The organism is Methylorubrum suomiense, assembly GCF_022179765.1.
Taxonomy (GTDB): domain Bacteria; phylum Pseudomonadota; class Alphaproteobacteria; order Rhizobiales; family Beijerinckiaceae; genus Methylobacterium; species Methylobacterium suomiense.
Window position 1 is genome coordinate 328,820 of record NZ_BPRE01000005.1, and the last position, 15,334, is coordinate 344,153.

The following is a 15,334-nucleotide window of genomic DNA, read 5'->3' on the forward strand; positions in this document are numbered from 1 at the left end:
ATCGATGAATTCGCGTGCGAGGGCGCCCCGAGAAACAATCCGCTTTTCGGCTGCTGTCCCGGTTCTGCTCCCGGCTCAGGCAGGACGCGAAGCTGAGCCGTGACAGGCCAGCTGCGATCTTCAGCCCCTCGACCTTCGTTGAGCTTGCGGCCCCATTGGCCTATGCAGTGGCCCCATGGCACTCTGTTCTTCTGCCGAACGATCCGTGGCTCCCGTATCCCCGTTGGTCTGCAAACCGCCCCCCTCGGGAGCGGCGGCGCCGTTCCTGCCGATGAGCCGCGCCGAGATGGCGGCGCTCGGCTGGGAGGCCTGCGACATCGTTCTGGTGACCGGTGACGCCTACGTGGATCATCCCAGCTTCGGCATGGCCATTATCGGCCGGCTGCTCGAATCGCAGGGATTCAAAGTCGGCATCATCGCCCAGCCGGACTGGCAATCGGCGGAGCCGTTCAAGGCGTTGGGAAGGCCGAGGCTGTTCTTCGGCGTCACCGGCGGCAATCTCGATTCGATGGTGAACCGCTACACGGCGGACCGCCGGCTGCGCCATGACGACGCCTACACCGCCGGCGGTGAGGGCGGTCGCCGGCCGGATCGCTGCACCATCGTCTACACGCAGCGCTGCCGCGAGGCCTACAAGGACGTGCCGATCGTGCTCGGCGGCATCGAGGCGTCGCTGCGCCGCATCGCCCATTACGATTACTGGTCGGACAAGGTGCGCCGCTCGATCCTAGCGGATGCGAAGGCCGATCTGCTCATCTACGGCAATGCCGAGCGTGCCGTGGTCGAGGTGGCGCACCGCCTCGCGGCCGGCGAGGCACCGCGCGCGCTCGATTCGGTCCGCGGCGTCGCCCTGTTCCGCCGCGTGCCCGAGCATTACACCGAACTGCCCGCCGACGATCTCGACTCCACCGACGAGGCCGCCGCCCGCAAGCCCGGCGACACGGTGATCCGGCTCCCCGCCTACGACGAGGTGAAGGACGACAAGGAGGCCTATGCCCGCGCCTCGCGGGTGCTGCACCGGGAGGCCAATCCCGGCAATGCGCGCCCGCTCGTCCAGCGCCACGGCGACCGCGATCTGTGGCTGAACCCGCCGCCGATCCCGCTCTCCGGCGACGAGATGGATGCGGTCTACGACCTGCCCTACGCCCGCGCGCCGCATCCGTCCTACGGCGATGCGAAGATCCCCGCCTGGGACATGATCAAGTTCTCGGTGACGATCATGCGCGGCTGCTTCGGCGGCTGCACCTTCTGCTCCATCACCGAGCACGAGGGCCGTGTCATCCAGAACCGCTCGGAGGGCTCGATCCTGCGGGAGATCGAGCATATCCGCGACAAGACCCCGGGCTTCACCGGCGTGATCTCGGATGTCGGCGGTCCGACCGCGAACATGTACCGGATGGCCTGCAAGGATCCGAAGATCGAGGCGGCCTGCCGGCTGCCGTCCTGCGTCTTCCCGGACATCTGCCCCAACCTGAACACCTCGCACGACGACCTGATCCGGCTCTACCGCAAGGTCCGCGAGGTGGAGGGCGTCAAGAAGGTGATGGTGGCATCCGGCGTGCGCTACGATCTGGCGGTCCGCAGCCCCGAATACGTCAAGGAGCTGGTGACTCACCATGTCGGCGGCCGTCTCAAGATCGCGCCCGAGCACACCGAGCGCGGGCCGCTCGACCTGATGATGAAGCCGGGCATCGGCACCTACGACCGCTTCAAGGAGATGTTCGACGAGGCCGCCAAGCAGGCCGGCAAGAAGTATTACCTGATCCCGTACTTCATCGCCGCCCATCCCGGAACGACCGACGAGGACATGCTGCACCTCGCGCTCTGGCTCAAGAAGAACGACTACCGCGCCGATCAGGTGCAGACCTTCCTGCCCTCGCCGATGGCGACCGCGACGGCGATGTACCATACCGAAGTCAACACGCTGAAAGGCGTGCGGCGCGGCGGCAGCGAGCCGGTCGAGGCGATCAAGGGCCTGCGGCAGCGCCGGCTGCACAAGGCGTTCCTGCGCTACCACGACCCCGAAAACTGGCCCCTGCTGCGCGAGGCGCTGCGGGAGATGGGCCGCGCCGATCTGATCGGGCCGAGGCCGGACCAGCTCGTGCCGTCCTCGCAGCCGCCGGGAACAGGCCTGGGCGCAGGCAAGGGGGCGGGCAAGGGGCGCGGTCAGCCGCGCCCCGTGTACCGCCCCGGCGGAGGGCAGAGCTTCACCACCAAGGGCGTGCCCCTGAAATCCTGACGACCTTCCGCGTCCGGTCGCTCGATGAGCGAGGGGCGGCGGCCTACCGGTAGGCCGCCGCCTGCAACTCGAACAATTCGGCGTAGCGCCCGCCGTTGCGGACCAACTCCTCGTGCGTGCCGGCCTCCTGCACCCGGCCGTCCCCGAGCACGACGATCCGGTCGGCGCGGCGTACGCTCGAGAAGCGATGCGAGATCAGGAGCGCGGTGCGGCCGAGCGCGAGCGCGCGAAGGCGGGCGAACACCTCGGCCTCGGCGCGCGCATCCAGCGCCGCGGTCGGCTCGTCCAGGACCAGGACCTCGGACTCGCGCATGTAGGCGCGCGCGATCGCGAGTTTCTGCCACTCGCCCCCGGACAGATCGACCCCGTCCTCGAAGCGCCGCCCCAGCCGCTGATCGTAGCCCGCCGGCAACCGCCCGACCACGGAATTGGCCAGGGCGCGCGCCGCCGCGCCCTCGATGCGGGGCACATCCGCCCGCGCGGCGATGCGTCCGACCGCGATGTTCTCCCCCGCCGTGAGATCGAAGCGGACGAAGTCCTGAAAGATCACGCCGATGCGCGTTCGCAGGAGATCGGGGTCGTAATCGCGCAGATCCCGCCCATCGAGCAGGATACGCCCCTCGGTCGGGTCGTAGAGCCGGGCCAGGAGCTTGACGATCGTGGTCTTGCCGCTGCCGTTCTCGCCCACCAGCGCCACGACCTCGCCGGCGCGGATCGTCAGGGACAGGTCGCGCACCGCCCATCGCTCCGCGCCGGGATAGCGGTAGCCCACCGCCTCGAACACGAAGCCGTCGCGGATCGGCGTCGGGAACGGCGCGGGATGCTCCGGCACGGACAGGCGGGGCCGGAGCGCGAGGAACGCGAACAGGTCGTCGAGATACTGCGCCTGGCCCGAGAGTTGGGAGAGGCCGAGCAGCAATCCCTCGACCAGCCCGCGCAGGCGCAGGAAAGCGCCCGCCAGGAACGTCAGATCGCCGAGGCTGAACGTGCCGGTGGCCGTCCGCAGCACGATCACGAAGTAGGCGAGATAGTAGGCGAGCGTGCCGAGGCTGGCGAAGAGTCCACCGGCGACGGCCCGGCGACGGGCGAGGCGGGTGTTCTCGCGCAGTGCCCGGGCGGCGAGTCCGCCGAAGCGCTCGGCGAGATAGCCGCTGAGGCCGAAGAGCTTGACCTCCTTGGCGCTCTCGGCCCCCGCCCCGAGCTGGCGCATGTAGTCGCCCTCGCGCCGGTCCGGCGAGCGCTGATAGGCGAGGCGATAGCCCTGGCGGTTGAAATGGAGCTCGTTGAGAAAGGCCGGGATCAGGGCGAGCACGAGCAGCACGACGAGCCACGGCAGGAACGCGACGACGGCGACCGCCAGCGAGAGGGCCGTGAGCCCATCCTGAAGCTGGCCCAGCAATTGGCCCATCGGGTTCGCACGCCAAGCGACCTGGCGCCGGGCGCGCTCCAGCCCGTCCTGCACCGCGGGATCCTCGAACTGGGCGAGATCGAGGGTGGCGGCATGCGCCATCAGCCGAAGCGTGGTGGCGTTGCCGGTCATCTCGGCCAACACCCCATCGACGAGGCTCGTTGCACGCCCGAGCAGGTCGGAAGCGAGGGCGAGCGCGAGTTCGGCCCCGATCAGTAAGGCGACCTGCCGCAGGAGCGGACTGGTCACCCAGGCCGCGGCGCCCGCCTGGGCCGCGGCATCGGACTGCCCGGCCACGACCGTGTCGACGACGAGCTTGGCGACGTAGAGCGTGAGGGCGGGCACCGCTGCGCGGGCGATGCGCAGCCCGATGCTGAGGAGCGTCAGGGTGCGGTTCGTCGACCAGGCGAGCCGGAAGAGTGCCGGAAAGTGTCGCAGCGGACCGATCCGTGCCGCGGCTGCTCTGCGAAGCCGCTCGATGAATGATGGAAGCAAACCGTACTTCGCGCCGTTCGGGCGTTCCCTGCTGTGTCGAAGGGCGGTGAACCCGTCCCGAGCAGGAATGTTACCGGGTCCGAGGCGGCGGCGGCACACGACATGTTGGCGCCCATGAAGTGGTCGCCGACCGGTACCGAATGGTCCGACGGCGCGTTCCGGCTCCCAGCCAGCGTCACCCGGCCCGCGGCATCAGTGATGCAAACGCTCGGAAGCGACGCGGCCTGAAACCGCGCGACGGCATGTCTGCGGGTGACCGCGACCACTCGACGAATTGCCGTCACGCCACCGCTGAACCAACGCGGCGTGCCGAAGAACAGGAAAGAGAGGCTGCAAGCCGCAACCTTAGCCTCCCGGGGTCCAGTCGATGTTGGGGCGTTGCGACAGGATCCGCTCGAAGTAGTTGGCGACCGCCTGCGCGCCATCGGATTGCATCATCGCCACCGGATGCGCGAGGTAGGCCCGGGCGAGATCGAGCGGGATCTGGCCCGCCTGCAGTGCGCCCAGCACCGCATCGATGAACGCATCGTTGGCCTCGTTGAAGTCGCTCGACAGCTTCTTACGGTCGTTCAGAGCCTTGATCGGCATCCTGCAACAGGTCCCCTCTCGATCGAGTGCGTGGCCCCCCTCCTTGGCAGGTATTGCCGGCGGAGGCCACAACTACGCCCTTTCACGGCGCCGCCCGATCGATCTCGGGCAGGTGCTGCGCCTCATCGAGATGGTCGTCAGAGGCGGAGCGCCCAAGGCGGCACGGCACTTCGTTTCCTCACGCGTCCTCGACCCGGCTGTCTCACGCCGGATGTCGGTCAGGCCCTTCCGGGAACCGCTCCTGCCGCGGAGGATGACGATGGCGGCGACCCCGATCGAGATCCGACGCACGGCCGGTCGACGGCGCCTCGACGTGATCGGGGTGCACGGCTCGGCTTCGCCGCAAAAGATCGACGCGATGACCGGACCGGCGAGGACAGGATGTCCCGGCATCGGGACTTCATCCCCCTCCCTTACCTCGGGAGGACATCGATGAGCCGGGACGTGAAACGCTCGGGCTGCTCCTGCTGAACCCAATGGCCCGCCCCCTCGATGAAGGTCGTGCCGATCAGCTTCGGGTAGGTCGTCCGCAGGCGTTCGAGCGCACCGGGCTTGCGGTAGCTGCCCCAATCGGCGGTGCCTGCCATGAAGAGCGTCGGCACCTCGATCCTCCGACCGGAGAACAACGCGATCTCCGCCCGCCCGATCGCGCCAGTATGGCAGCGGAACCAGTTCAGCGCGCCCTGAAACCCCGTGCGCCGGAACGCCCGCACGTAGATCGCGAGATCGGCATCCGGCAGCCACCGGTTGGCCGCCGCCTGTTCCGGGCTCGGCGCGTCGGGGGCGACGGTCGCCGCCATGCCGAGCGCCCGGTCCATGATGTAGTAGGTCGGGAGTGTCGCGAGTTCCTCGGCGGAGCCGCTGACGAGCGGATGCGGGTGGTTGCCCGGCCAATCCGCGCTCTTCACGTGGAAATAGGCGCGCAGGAAGGAATGCAGGCCCTGCGGCGGATGAAGCATGTCGTCTTCGGCCTCGGGCGAGGCGAAGAACGCCATGCTGTCCTTGCGCGGGCGCGGCAGCGCGGCGAGCTCTTCCGCGAGCGATGGGCCGGGCAGGTTGGCCGCATGGTCGGCATTGTCGAAGGGGAGCGCGGGCGGTCCGTCGAACGGGAAGCTCACCATCGTCAGGAAGCGAAACACGTCCGGGCGGACGAGGGCGGCGTAGGCCGCGACCATCGCGCCGACATCGTGGCCGACCACAGCCGCCGAGCGGTAACCCAGCGCCGATACGATCCGCAGAGCGTCGAGGGCGAGGGCGTGGGTGCGGAACGTCGCCGGATCGGCATGGGCGTCCCAGCCGGTGGTGCCGCCGTAGCCGCGCTGGTCCGGCGCAACCACGTGGAAGCCGGCCTGCGCCAGCGCCGGCATCACCTTGCGCCAACTCCAGGCCAGTTCCGGAAAGCCGTGCAGCAGCAGGACGAGGGGACGGCCGGGCGTCTCGAACCCGGCCTCCAAGATCCGCACGCTCATACCCTCGATATCGTGCAGGCGGCGCTGCCGCAGGCCGGGCAGCGTCGGATCGTCGTCGGTCGAGGTGGACATGGCGGCGTCTCCGCGCAGAGGTGGGAGTGGGGCGCCCGCTGCCACGGCGAGCGCGGCGGCGCCCGCGAGGGCGTCACGTCGGCTGAGCGGGAGCATGAGGGTCAGCCCGGATGGGCCACCGCCCATCGGCCGTTCTGGGTACGGCCGCCGTAACCGTAGGCGTCACCGTCGGCGGCATGGACGAGCACGTAGCATTCCTCGTGCAGCCGCCCGAGCAGAGCCTCCATCCCCTCGAACGCCGCCTTCACGAACGCGGTGGTCTCGTCCTTGGTGTTGGTGCCGGTGGTGATCTTGAAGTCCATCCAGAAGGCCGACAGACCCTCGTCGGTGGGATGCCGGCTGCCGATGAACCACCCCTGGGGGTCGGCCTCCTCGATCAGCATGGCGGTGACGCCCGGATCCTTACCGAGCTTTTCCGCGCCCAGACGTGCGGCCAGTTCGGCGATGCGGGTGCGCAATTCGGGGCGGGGCGTGGGCGTGACGTAGCGGACGATGATCATCGGCATGGAAGCCTCCTGGGCGTGAATCGCAGGAGCAATCTGGCCGTTGTCGCATCAACGCAGAACGCTATGATCTACTGTCCTTACCATAGCAGAATCATATCATGCTCGATCTCGCCTCGGTGCGCCTGTTCATTCTCGCGGTCGAGTTCGGAAACCTGACGCGGGCGGCGGAGGCTGCGGGCACGGTGCAGCCCGTGGTGAGCGCCCGCATCAAGGGGCTGGAGGCGGCGCTCGGCCGCAAGCTCTTGGAGCGCACGCCGCGTTTCGTGCGACCGACCGAGGACGGGCTGTCCTTCCTTGCCAAGGCGCGGGCGCTGCTGGCGGCGCATGACGATGCCATGCGCTTCGACGACGCGCCGACGGTGCGTTTCGTCATCGGGGCGAGCGACCACGCTCTGGGCACCGGGCTGGAGCACGTGATCCGGCACGTGCGCGCCGCCCTGCCCCTCCGCAGCGCGGTCGAATTGCGCCTGGGCCTGTCGCAGCAGGTTCGCACGGCGTTCGACGAGGGCGAACTCGACGCCGTCATCATCCGGCGCGAGGCGGGGGGCGCGGACGGCGAGGTGCTGGGTCTCGACCCCCTCGGCTGGCGATCCACGGACGACGATGTCGTTGCTCCGGATCGGCCGATCCCCCTGGTCACGCTGGGTCCCAATTGCGGGGTCCGCTCAATGGCGGTGCGCCATCTCGATGCCGCCCATCGGCCCTGGCGCGAAGCCTTCGTCGGCGGCTCTTGCAGCGCATTGGTCGCTGCGGTGCGGGCCGGTCTCGGCATCGCCCCGATGGGGGCGGTCGCCTCGGGGCGGATGAGCGACGCGGGTGCGCGCTACGGCCTTCCCGCGCTGCCGCCCTCGGAGATCGTGATGTTCGCCCGTGCCAACTCCCCGGCGGCGGGCACCGCCGCACGGGCGCTGGAGGCTGCGGTGCAGTCCATGTTGCGGGGTGCGTGAGCGGCGCCCGACCCTGTTGGGCCAGAACGCGTCCCGGGTTCGCTCATATCGCCGCGCATTCTCGCGACGAACCGGTTTCCCCTTCGTCGGAATGCTGACCAGGGAGCGCCCGCAGGCGCTCCGGTGACAGCATCGCAGTCAGGAAACAATCCGGTCTCGTTACTGCGCTTTGGCGAAACTGATCGTCTGCACGGCCCGGTTCGTCCGATCTTCGGGCCACGCACCGGCCTGGGCCGGGGCCTTGCCGTCATAGACCATCGTGCCCTGACCCTTCTTCAGCAGCACCGCGCCGCGCTTCGTGCGGACCTCGACCTCTCCGTCGAGCACCAGCACACCGTAGCCACCGTCGATGCGGCCGCCCCACACCGTTGTGCCACGAACGCCCAGCGTCCCCACCGGGGTCTCGATCACGACGTTGCCGCCGGTCGGCCCCTCGATCTTGCCGCCGACGAACAGGAATGCGCCCTGCGCGACCTTCACGCTCATCGCACCGCCGAGATATCCCGGCTTGTAGACGAACTCGTCGACGGTCATGCGGCCCTTCTCGCCGAGCGTCAGCACGGTGCCGTCATCGAGCTTGGCCTCCAGCCTCGCGCCGGGGCCGGTGCGGAGCTTGTCCTTGAACAGCACCGGTGCGGTGGCAGCCAACGGGCGGGTCGTGGTGTTCTGCGTGGCCGATGCCTCGGCTTGGACCTTCTCGACGGCTCCGATGGTGTTCGGCGCGGCGAGGACGGGGGATGCCGCACCCGCCAGAGCGGCTGCAGTGCAGGCAAGCACACAATATTTCATGGTCAGTCCCTTGGGATGAGCAGACGACATGGCGAAGTCAAATTCGACGGAGAGAATTCTGTCGTGAACCGAGATGTGCCTGCCGCTCCGCCTTCAGGGCGGATGGCCCTGTCCGTGCGTTCGACGTTCCGGGACGGACGCGGACCCCTTCACCCAAACGAAGCAGCGATGGGGTGATCGCGGCGCCAGGACTGCTTCCCGCAATATACAAGATCCCGAGAGATCAGCCGGACCTGGAAAACCTCCGACACTGGCACGCCTCGACCTGCGGACAGCTTTGTTTTCGAACAAGATACGCCCTTGATCGCGCAAGGCGGACCAAGCTCATCTCTGAGTCGGATCAGGGCGATCCACGAAACAGCAATCCGCCGCCCCGTTGGCTGGAAGCATCTTATACGATTGCCCATCAGTGCAGGCATGCTATATGTTATTATGAACAAACATCAACGATCGGTTAATTTGAGAATGTATCACCTTTATTTGATTTTTAGGCCGGACGGAGCCTCGTTAGCGGCTTATTGGCTGATCCTCGTCGATGCTGCCGCCCCCGATTTCAGAGGATGCATCGGTGCAATCCCTCAACACAGTCGTGCCCGTCTCGACGTTCAGCCTGCTGCTCGTGCTCATGGCCGCGAAGCATTACGCCGTCGATTTCGTTGCCCAGACGGAGTGGATGGCCCGGGGCAAGGAACGCGTCACGGGCTGGCAAGCGCCGCTCGCCGTACATGCCGGCTCTCACGCTCTGGCGACTCTCGTCATCGCCCTTCTGTTCAAGCCGGCATTGTGGTGGATCGCCCTCGTCGATCTTGCGGTTCACGGCCTGATCGATCGCGGCAAATCCCTGATCGCTCAGCGCACCCGGTTCCCGATGACCGATCCGCGCTTCTGGTGGCTGATGGGCTTCGACCAGTTCTTGCACCAAGTCACGAATGTCGGCCTCGTCGTCCTCCTCGTCTTGGGCTGATGGAACTCGCGGGCTGACGGAGCGGCCCTAAGCCGCCATGCGCACATTGCGCTCGCCGACGCGGATGCGGCGTGCGTGCAAGGCCAGGACCGGATCGTGCGGGTCGGCGGCGTGGAGATCGAGGAGCACGTGCGTGGCGGCCTCGTCGCCGACGGCCAAACGATCGAAAGCGTCCAGGTAGGCGCCGTGAACGGCCGATGGATGCCGGACGGGTTCGAAGACATCGACCCCGACGGATTTTCCCTTCAGCATCAACGTTCCGACGGGCCGGAAGGCGTGGCCGCTCACCTTCTCGACCGTCGCGCGCGCGACGCAGATCCGCGTCCCCAGCGCCTTGTTCGCCGCTTCCAGCCGGGCCGCCGTGTTGATGGCGTCGCCGTGCGCCGTGTAGTCGAAACGGCGTTTCCCGCCGAAATTGCCCACTACCGCCGTTCCGGTGTTCACGCCGATGCGTGTCGTTCCAAACGCCACGCCGCTCGCATTCTGGCGTGACTTGAAGCCCAGTGCGAACACATCGAGGGCGAGCGCGCAGGTCACGGCCCGCTCGGCATGATCCGGTTGATCGAGGGGTGCGTTGAACATGACGTGCACGGCGTCCCCGACGATCTTGTCGACGGTCCCGCCGTGTTCCATCGCGATCGAGCACATCCCGTCGAGATACGCGTTCAGCAACTGCACGAGTGCCTCGGCGCCGGTCGCCTCGGTCATGGCCGTGAAGCCTTCGAGGTCGGTGAACAGGAACGACATCTCGCGCGCTTCGCCCCCGAGCTTCAACCGATCGGGGTCGCTCGCGAGCGCTGCAACGAGATCGGGTGAGAGGTAATGGGTGAACGCCGAGCGCAACCGGCGTGACGCGCGTTCGACGCCGGCGTAACGCACGAGGGCCGCCGCCGCGAACGCCACCAGGATACCGAGACCGATCAAGGTCGGATCGAACAGAAGCCCCGCCTGCGCGAAGAGGACCCAGGCGCCGACCGCCGGAGCCAGCAGGAGCAAGGCGGCCACCGGCACCGCTACGGCGAGCGGCGCGAGCAGGCAGACGAAAGCCGCGCCGAGGCCGAGCAGGAGCGTGGTCACCCGCTCCGCGCCCGGCGCCCAGGCCGGGCGGATGAGATGGCGGCCGGTCAGGATCTGCTCCAGAGCGATCGCGTGCAGATCGACGCCCGGTTCGAAGGCCGTCATCGGGGTCGGCCTCAGATCCGACAGGCCGACCGCGCTCGTCCCGATGAAGATCGCGGCGCCGCGCACCCTGTCCTGAAGCTCGGCGCGCTTGCCTGAATCGAGCAATCGCCAGGCCGCCAGGGTCGCGGTCGATCGCGCGGCGGGGAAGCGCAGCCGCAACGCCCCCTCGGCATCGAGCGGCAGGTCGATGTCACCGACGCGGACCGTGTACCCGGTGGTGATGCCGCCGGTATCGTCCGCGCGTACCTTGATCGTATCCTCGTCCTGAAGAACGCGGACAGCGTCCAGCGCGAGCGATGGGACGAGACGATCTCCGACCCGAGCGATCATCGGCATTCGGCGCGTGATCTCGTCGGTGCCGGCCTTCAGCGAGAAGCTGCCGTGCCCGGCAGCCGCGGCATCGAGTTCCGGCAGGTTCGTCACCGCTCCGCGAAAACGGAGGAGCCGATCGGGTGAGGCGCGGCCAATGACGGCGAAGGGCGCGATACCGTCGGGTGCCCGGCCGATCGCGTCGTCGACCGGCGCGAACCCCGCCACCACCCGGCCTCGGGCGAAGATGCTGGCCAGGATCGCGTCGTGATCCGGCAAAGGGGCATCCTGCGGCACAGCGCCGAAGCCGAAGCGCTGCCGCCATTCCGGCACGAGGCGCGATGGCGATGTTCGGTCGGCCTCGGCGAAGACCATGTCGAGGGCGATGACGCTGGCACCGAGATCCTGGAGGGCCGCGACCAAGTCGGCCACGGTCGTGCGCGACCACGGCCATTGTCCATGACGGGCCAAGCTCTCCTCGTCCACATCGACGACCATGACGGGTGCCGCGCCAGCGCCACGCGGCGTCATCCGCTGCAGGGTATCCGCACCGAAGAGTTCGAGACGTTCGAACGGTCTCGGCAACACCGCATGCAGCAACAGGAGCGCGAGGAGGGCCACGCCACCGGCGATGCCGGGTGCCGCCTGCCGAAGAGACGGGGCGATCCGGCGAGCACCCTGGAAACCAACCATTGCCTCTTCGCTTCCATGCATCGGTGCGACAACTCGGGTGTTGGCACAGCAAAGCTGAAGGACGGTTAAGGATAGGACGATGAAATTGCCAATTTAACGCAGCCTTTGCTGCGCCTTAACGGTCGCACCTTAGGGATCGACCGTCGGCTGAGAAGCCGAGTTAGGGTCCCGCACGGTGAACGCACTGCACACGTCCCTCGACCGCACGCTCGTTCCGGCCGGGTCGCTGTTGTTTTCCGCCGGTGAGCCGGGGGATGCCGCCTATTTGATCGTTGGCGGACGCCTCGAGGTGTTCCTCGCTCGCCCGGAAGGAGACATCGTTCTCGCCCATCGTGGTCCGGGCGAGATTGTCGGGGAAATGGCGATCCTCGATCGACGCCCCCGCTCGGCCTCGGTCCGGGCCTTGGAAGACAGCGCACTCGTCGCCGTCACCGAGCAGCAGCTGGCCCATCGCATCGCAGAAACCGATCCCATCCTGTGCATGTGCCTCGGGGTCGTGCTGGAGCGATACCGCGAGACCGTCGCTCTGCTCGAACAGATGAAGGGCGCGGCTTCGCCGATGCCTGTCCCGGCGTTACGTCCATCGGCGACCGACGGTGTTTTCGCCGCGGCCCTGAACACGCTCGTTCTCGAGCGCGAGATCCGATCCGGCGTCGCGGACGGGCAGTTCGAAATGCATTTCCAGCCGATCGTTCGCCTCGCCTCCCGGCGGCTGGCCGGCTTCGAGGCGCTCATGCGCTGGCGCCACCCGCAACGGGGACTCGTGCCGCCGAGCGCGTTCATTCCGGTGGCCGAATCGTCGGGGCTGATCGGCGATCTCACCGGCTTCGCGCTCGCCGAGGTCGGCCGGGTCCTGCCCGAGCTCATGCTGGGCGCGCTGCATAATCCGCGTCACATCGATGGTCCGCTGTTCCTCAGTGTGAACGTGTCGGGGCATGACCTCGCCGCGGCCTCGTTCCCTCAAATGATCGCCGATCTGATCTCGCAGACCGGCATCGCCCCGGGCAGCCTGAAGATCGAGGTGACCGAAAGTCTGCTCATGAAAGATCCCGAGCGGGCTGCGGAGGCGTTGGCAGGGTGTCGACGGGCGGGTCTCGGGGTCGCGATCGACGACTTCGGCACCGGCTATTCCAGCTTGAGTTACCTCAGCACCTTGCCCGTCACGACGCTCAAGATCGATCGCGCCTTCGTCCGGACCCTTCTGGTCGATCAGACCAGTCGGCGCATCGTTCAAACCGTTCTCCGCTTGGCCGATGAACTGGAGATCCCCGTGGTTGCCGAAGGCATCGAGCATGCGGAGGAAGCCGACCTCCTCACCGAGATGGGCTGTGCTTTCGGCCAGGGCTACCTGTTCGGTCATCCCGCGCCGCTCGAGGCGGCCATCATGACGATCCGTGAATGGAACGTCGTCGACCGCTCGCTTCAGGCGAAGGCTTCGTAACCTGCCGGGGCACGAGCGGCATCGCCGCGATGGCTGCAAAAGCCGGTGTCGCCATTCGACGGAAATCGGCCCGATCGATGGAATCCATCGCTCAGTTCGCGCTGTTCGGCCCCCGCAGGACGACCAGCTGATTTCTGCCGCTGCTCGTGCACTTGGCCCGTCGAGTGTCACCGATTGACCAGCGCCCCGTTGAAGACAGCTGTATACTTCGTGGCGGCATTCGTCGTGACCGCGGGCGCGGCGGTATCATACGACGATACCTATCCCGATCATGCGCCTCGACTCAGATCTGCCGGCACAGAAACATTTTCCACCACATCGCTGCGACCTAGCAATCAAGCAAATCGAACAAATATCAAATCGATTATATCGTCAAAGCAATTATTCGCAGCAAAACGGCGACCGGCAAATCTAGCTATCAAATTTCGTACCCACGAATATCGCTAACCTGCAATATTGCGTAAAAATCAAGTAAATTGTAACTTATGCTATATTTTCGCAAGAAATTTAATCAATATCGATACATACTGATTATTGTATAATGTCTGCAGATTCCATTACATTGCCACCGGCAACGTCGAGTTGCACGCATAAAACGCATCGAATTTAATACAAACGGCCCGGATATCGATACGGCCAATTCTCTGACTGGCGCGATACGCATCCTTATACCTTTTTCTTATAGGCATGGCCTCGTCGCCTGTGCCGGGGCATCCTCGTGATCAGTGAGCGAACCATGGTGGACCCTCAGCGCGAGGCATTGCGCCAGACAGCCCTGATGGAACTCGCTCTGCTCGATACGCCACCCGAGCGCGAGTTCGATGCCCTTGCCAAGCTCGCACAACGCATGGCGGGCACCAGCATGTCCTCGATCACCCTGGTCGATGCGAAGCGCCAGTGGTTCAAGGCGCGCTGCGGGCCACTCGCTGCCGCGACGGCGCGAGCGCAGGCGTTCTGCCCGGTCGTCTTCGAGACCGAGCGGCCCCTCATCGTGGCCGATGCCAGGCTCGACCACCGCTTCGTGGCGAGCCCGTTCGTCATCGGCCGGCCGCATATCCGCTACTACGCCGGCGTTCCCATTCGCGTCCGTCGCGCCGATGGCGACATGGTCACGATTGGAACGCTGTGCGTCCTCGACGAGCGCGCGCGCGCGGAGAGCGACGACGATTTGGAAATACTCAAGGAGTTGGCCTGCGTCGCCGAAGCCCTCATCGAGGCCCGTGCCGCGGCCCTTCGCGCCGCCGAGTGCGCCGACGAACACCTTGTCACCGTAGAACGGTTGGAGCGTGAACGCCGTCAGTTCAAGCAGGCTGAACGAATGGCCGATATGGGATCGTACCGTTACGATATCGAGAAGCAGGCGACGACTTGGTCCGACGGTGTCTTCACCATTCACGAACTGCCCGTCATCGGTGGCGTACCGACCCAGGACATCATGAATCACTTCCCGGAGCCTGATCGCTCCAAATTCATCGATGCCGTGATGCGCACCCTGGATACCGGCGAGCCCTTCGAGATGGAGGCGAACTTCATCACCGCCAAAGGCAATGCCCGACGCGTCCGATGCTCTTGCGAAATCGAACTGGCGAAGGGCAGACCCATCGCCCTGATCGGATTGATCCAAGACGTCACCGAGCAGCATGACTTGGAAGAACGTCTGCGGCACCAAGCTCGCACCGATGATCTGACGCAATTGGCCAACAGAGCGGAATTCCACCGCGTTCTCGACGCACGGTTACGTGAAATACATGCGCAGGAACGTGACGTCGTCGTGCTCTTGATCGACCTCGATGGATTCAAGGGCGTCAACGATGCCCTCGGGCATGCGGCGGGCGATGCGGTGCTCCGTCGTGTCGCCGATCGGTTGCGGGCTGCCTGCGACGCGCCGTGTCTTCCGGCAAGGCTGGGGGGTGACGAGTTTGCGGTGCTTGTACCCGCCTCGCTCGGCCGCGAGAAGGTGGATCGGCTCGTTCGCCGCCTTCTCCATGATCTCGAGATCGTCGCAAATGGCCAGGGGCACATTGCCCGAGTGACGGGGACCATTGGCATCGCCTGGTCAGACCCGGTCGCGCACGACCGTGACGTGCTCCTCCGTCAGGCCGATGCCGCTCTTTACGCCGCCAAGCGCCGTCGCAAGGGAACGGCGCAGACCTATCATGCCGCGATAGAACAGTCACAGGCGAGTTGAACGCGTACGCTCACGCTCGATACGCCTTCACTTCGGCCAATTAG

The 15,334-nt window shown here is 66.5% G+C and carries 11 protein-coding genes; 5 read left to right on the forward strand and 6 right to left on the reverse strand.

Translation table 11 applies throughout. The features are described 5' to 3' along the window. Window positions 1-175: 175 nt before the first annotated feature. Window positions 176-2,239: a YgiQ family radical SAM protein gene (locus MFF26_RS10440; RefSeq protein WP_238307951.1), complete on the forward strand. Its 2,064-nt coding sequence runs from the start codon at window positions 176-178 to the stop codon at window positions 2,237-2,239. Between the two features lie 43 nt (window positions 2,240-2,282). On the opposite strand, the gene MFF26_RS10445 is transcribed toward MFF26_RS10440, so the two are convergent. The 4 genes from MFF26_RS10445 to MFF26_RS10460 all read right to left on the reverse strand — a co-directional run bounded on the left by MFF26_RS10445 (window position 2,283) and on the right by MFF26_RS10460 (window position 6,777). Then, window positions 2,283-4,142 carry an ABC transporter ATP-binding protein gene (locus MFF26_RS10445; protein WP_238307952.1) on the reverse strand — a complete coding sequence of 620 codons (1,860 nt, stop codon included), beginning with the start codon at window positions 4,140-4,142 and terminating at the stop codon, window positions 2,283-2,285. Between the two features lie 345 nt (window positions 4,143-4,487). Further along, entirely contained in the window at window positions 4,488-4,730 is a 243-nt protein-coding gene (locus MFF26_RS10450; RefSeq protein ID WP_137831083.1) for a hypothetical protein, read from the reverse strand. 413 nt (window positions 4,731-5,143) lie between these two features. Beyond that, window positions 5,144-6,271, reverse strand: coding sequence for an alpha/beta hydrolase (locus tag MFF26_RS10455; RefSeq protein ID WP_171015556.1), 1,128 nt, complete (start codon window positions 6,269-6,271; stop codon window positions 5,144-5,146). Window positions 6,272-6,372: 101 nt separating this feature from the next. After that, window positions 6,373-6,777, reverse strand: a complete 405-nt coding sequence (locus MFF26_RS10460; RefSeq protein ID WP_137831082.1) for a tautomerase family protein — start codon at window positions 6,775-6,777, stop codon at window positions 6,373-6,375. A gap of 98 nt (window positions 6,778-6,875) precedes the next feature. Here MFF26_RS10460 and MFF26_RS10465 point away from each other — a divergent pair, with 98 nt between their 5' ends. Beyond that, entirely contained in the window at window positions 6,876-7,724 is an 849-nt protein-coding gene (locus tag MFF26_RS10465) for a LysR family transcriptional regulator (RefSeq protein WP_238307953.1), read from the forward strand. A gap of 159 nt (window positions 7,725-7,883) precedes the next feature. Here the strand turns inward: MFF26_RS10465 and MFF26_RS10470 are convergent, their stop codons facing one another. Next, complete coding sequence (locus MFF26_RS10470) at window positions 7,884-8,543, reverse strand: FecR family protein (RefSeq protein WP_137831080.1); 660 nt, start codon at window positions 8,541-8,543, stop codon at window positions 7,884-7,886. Window positions 8,544-9,081: 538 nt separating this feature from the next. Here MFF26_RS10470 and MFF26_RS10475 point away from each other — a divergent pair. Next, entirely contained in the window at window positions 9,082-9,477 is a 396-nt protein-coding gene (locus MFF26_RS10475) for a DUF3307 domain-containing protein (protein WP_137831079.1), read from the forward strand. Between the two features lie 27 nt (window positions 9,478-9,504). On the opposite strand, the gene MFF26_RS10480 is transcribed toward MFF26_RS10475, so the two are convergent. Next, entirely contained in the window at window positions 9,505-11,661 is a 2,157-nt protein-coding gene (locus MFF26_RS10480) for a CHASE2 domain-containing protein (protein ID WP_238307954.1), read from the reverse strand. 175 nt (window positions 11,662-11,836) lie between these two features. On the opposite strand from MFF26_RS10480, the gene MFF26_RS10485 reads away from it, so the two are divergent. Both MFF26_RS10485 and MFF26_RS10490 read left to right on the forward strand, forming a co-directional pair. Beyond that, window positions 11,837-13,102 carry an EAL domain-containing protein gene (locus MFF26_RS10485; protein ID WP_137831077.1) on the forward strand — a complete coding sequence of 422 codons (1,266 nt, stop codon included), beginning with the start codon at window positions 11,837-11,839 and terminating at the stop codon, window positions 13,100-13,102. A gap of 736 nt (window positions 13,103-13,838) precedes the next feature. Further along, window positions 13,839-15,290: a diguanylate cyclase domain-containing protein gene (locus MFF26_RS10490; RefSeq protein WP_137831076.1), complete on the forward strand. Its 1,452-nt coding sequence runs from the start codon at window positions 13,839-13,841 to the stop codon at window positions 15,288-15,290. Window positions 15,291-15,334: the final 44 nt, after the last annotated feature.

Excerpts from the sequence above, each read along its gene's own strand:
- MFF26_RS10440 (WP_238307951.1), top strand. The coding sequence starts at position 176 with ATGGCACTCTGTTCTTCTGCCGAACGATCCGTGGCTCCCGTATCCCCG.
- MFF26_RS10465 (WP_238307953.1), top strand. The coding sequence starts at position 6,876 with ATGCTCGATCTCGCCTCGGTGCGCCTGTTCATTCTCGCGGTCGAGTTC.
- MFF26_RS10450 (WP_137831083.1), bottom strand. The coding sequence starts at position 4,730 with ATGCCGATCAAGGCTCTGAACGACCGTAAGAAGCTGTCGAGCGACTTC.
- MFF26_RS10460 (WP_137831082.1), bottom strand. The coding sequence starts at position 6,777 with ATGCCGATGATCATCGTCCGCTACGTCACGCCCACGCCCCGCCCCGAA.
- MFF26_RS10470 (WP_137831080.1), bottom strand. The coding sequence starts at position 8,543 with ATGTCGTCTGCTCATCCCAAGGGACTGACCATGAAATATTGTGTGCTT.
- MFF26_RS10455 (WP_171015556.1), bottom strand. The coding sequence starts at position 6,271 with ATGTCCACCTCGACCGACGACGATCCGACGCTGCCCGGCCTGCGGCAG.
- MFF26_RS10490 (WP_137831076.1), top strand. The coding sequence starts at position 13,839 with ATGGTGGACCCTCAGCGCGAGGCATTGCGCCAGACAGCCCTGATGGAA.
- MFF26_RS10480 (WP_238307954.1), bottom strand. The coding sequence starts at position 11,661 with ATGGTTGGTTTCCAGGGTGCTCGCCGGATCGCCCCGTCTCTTCGGCAG.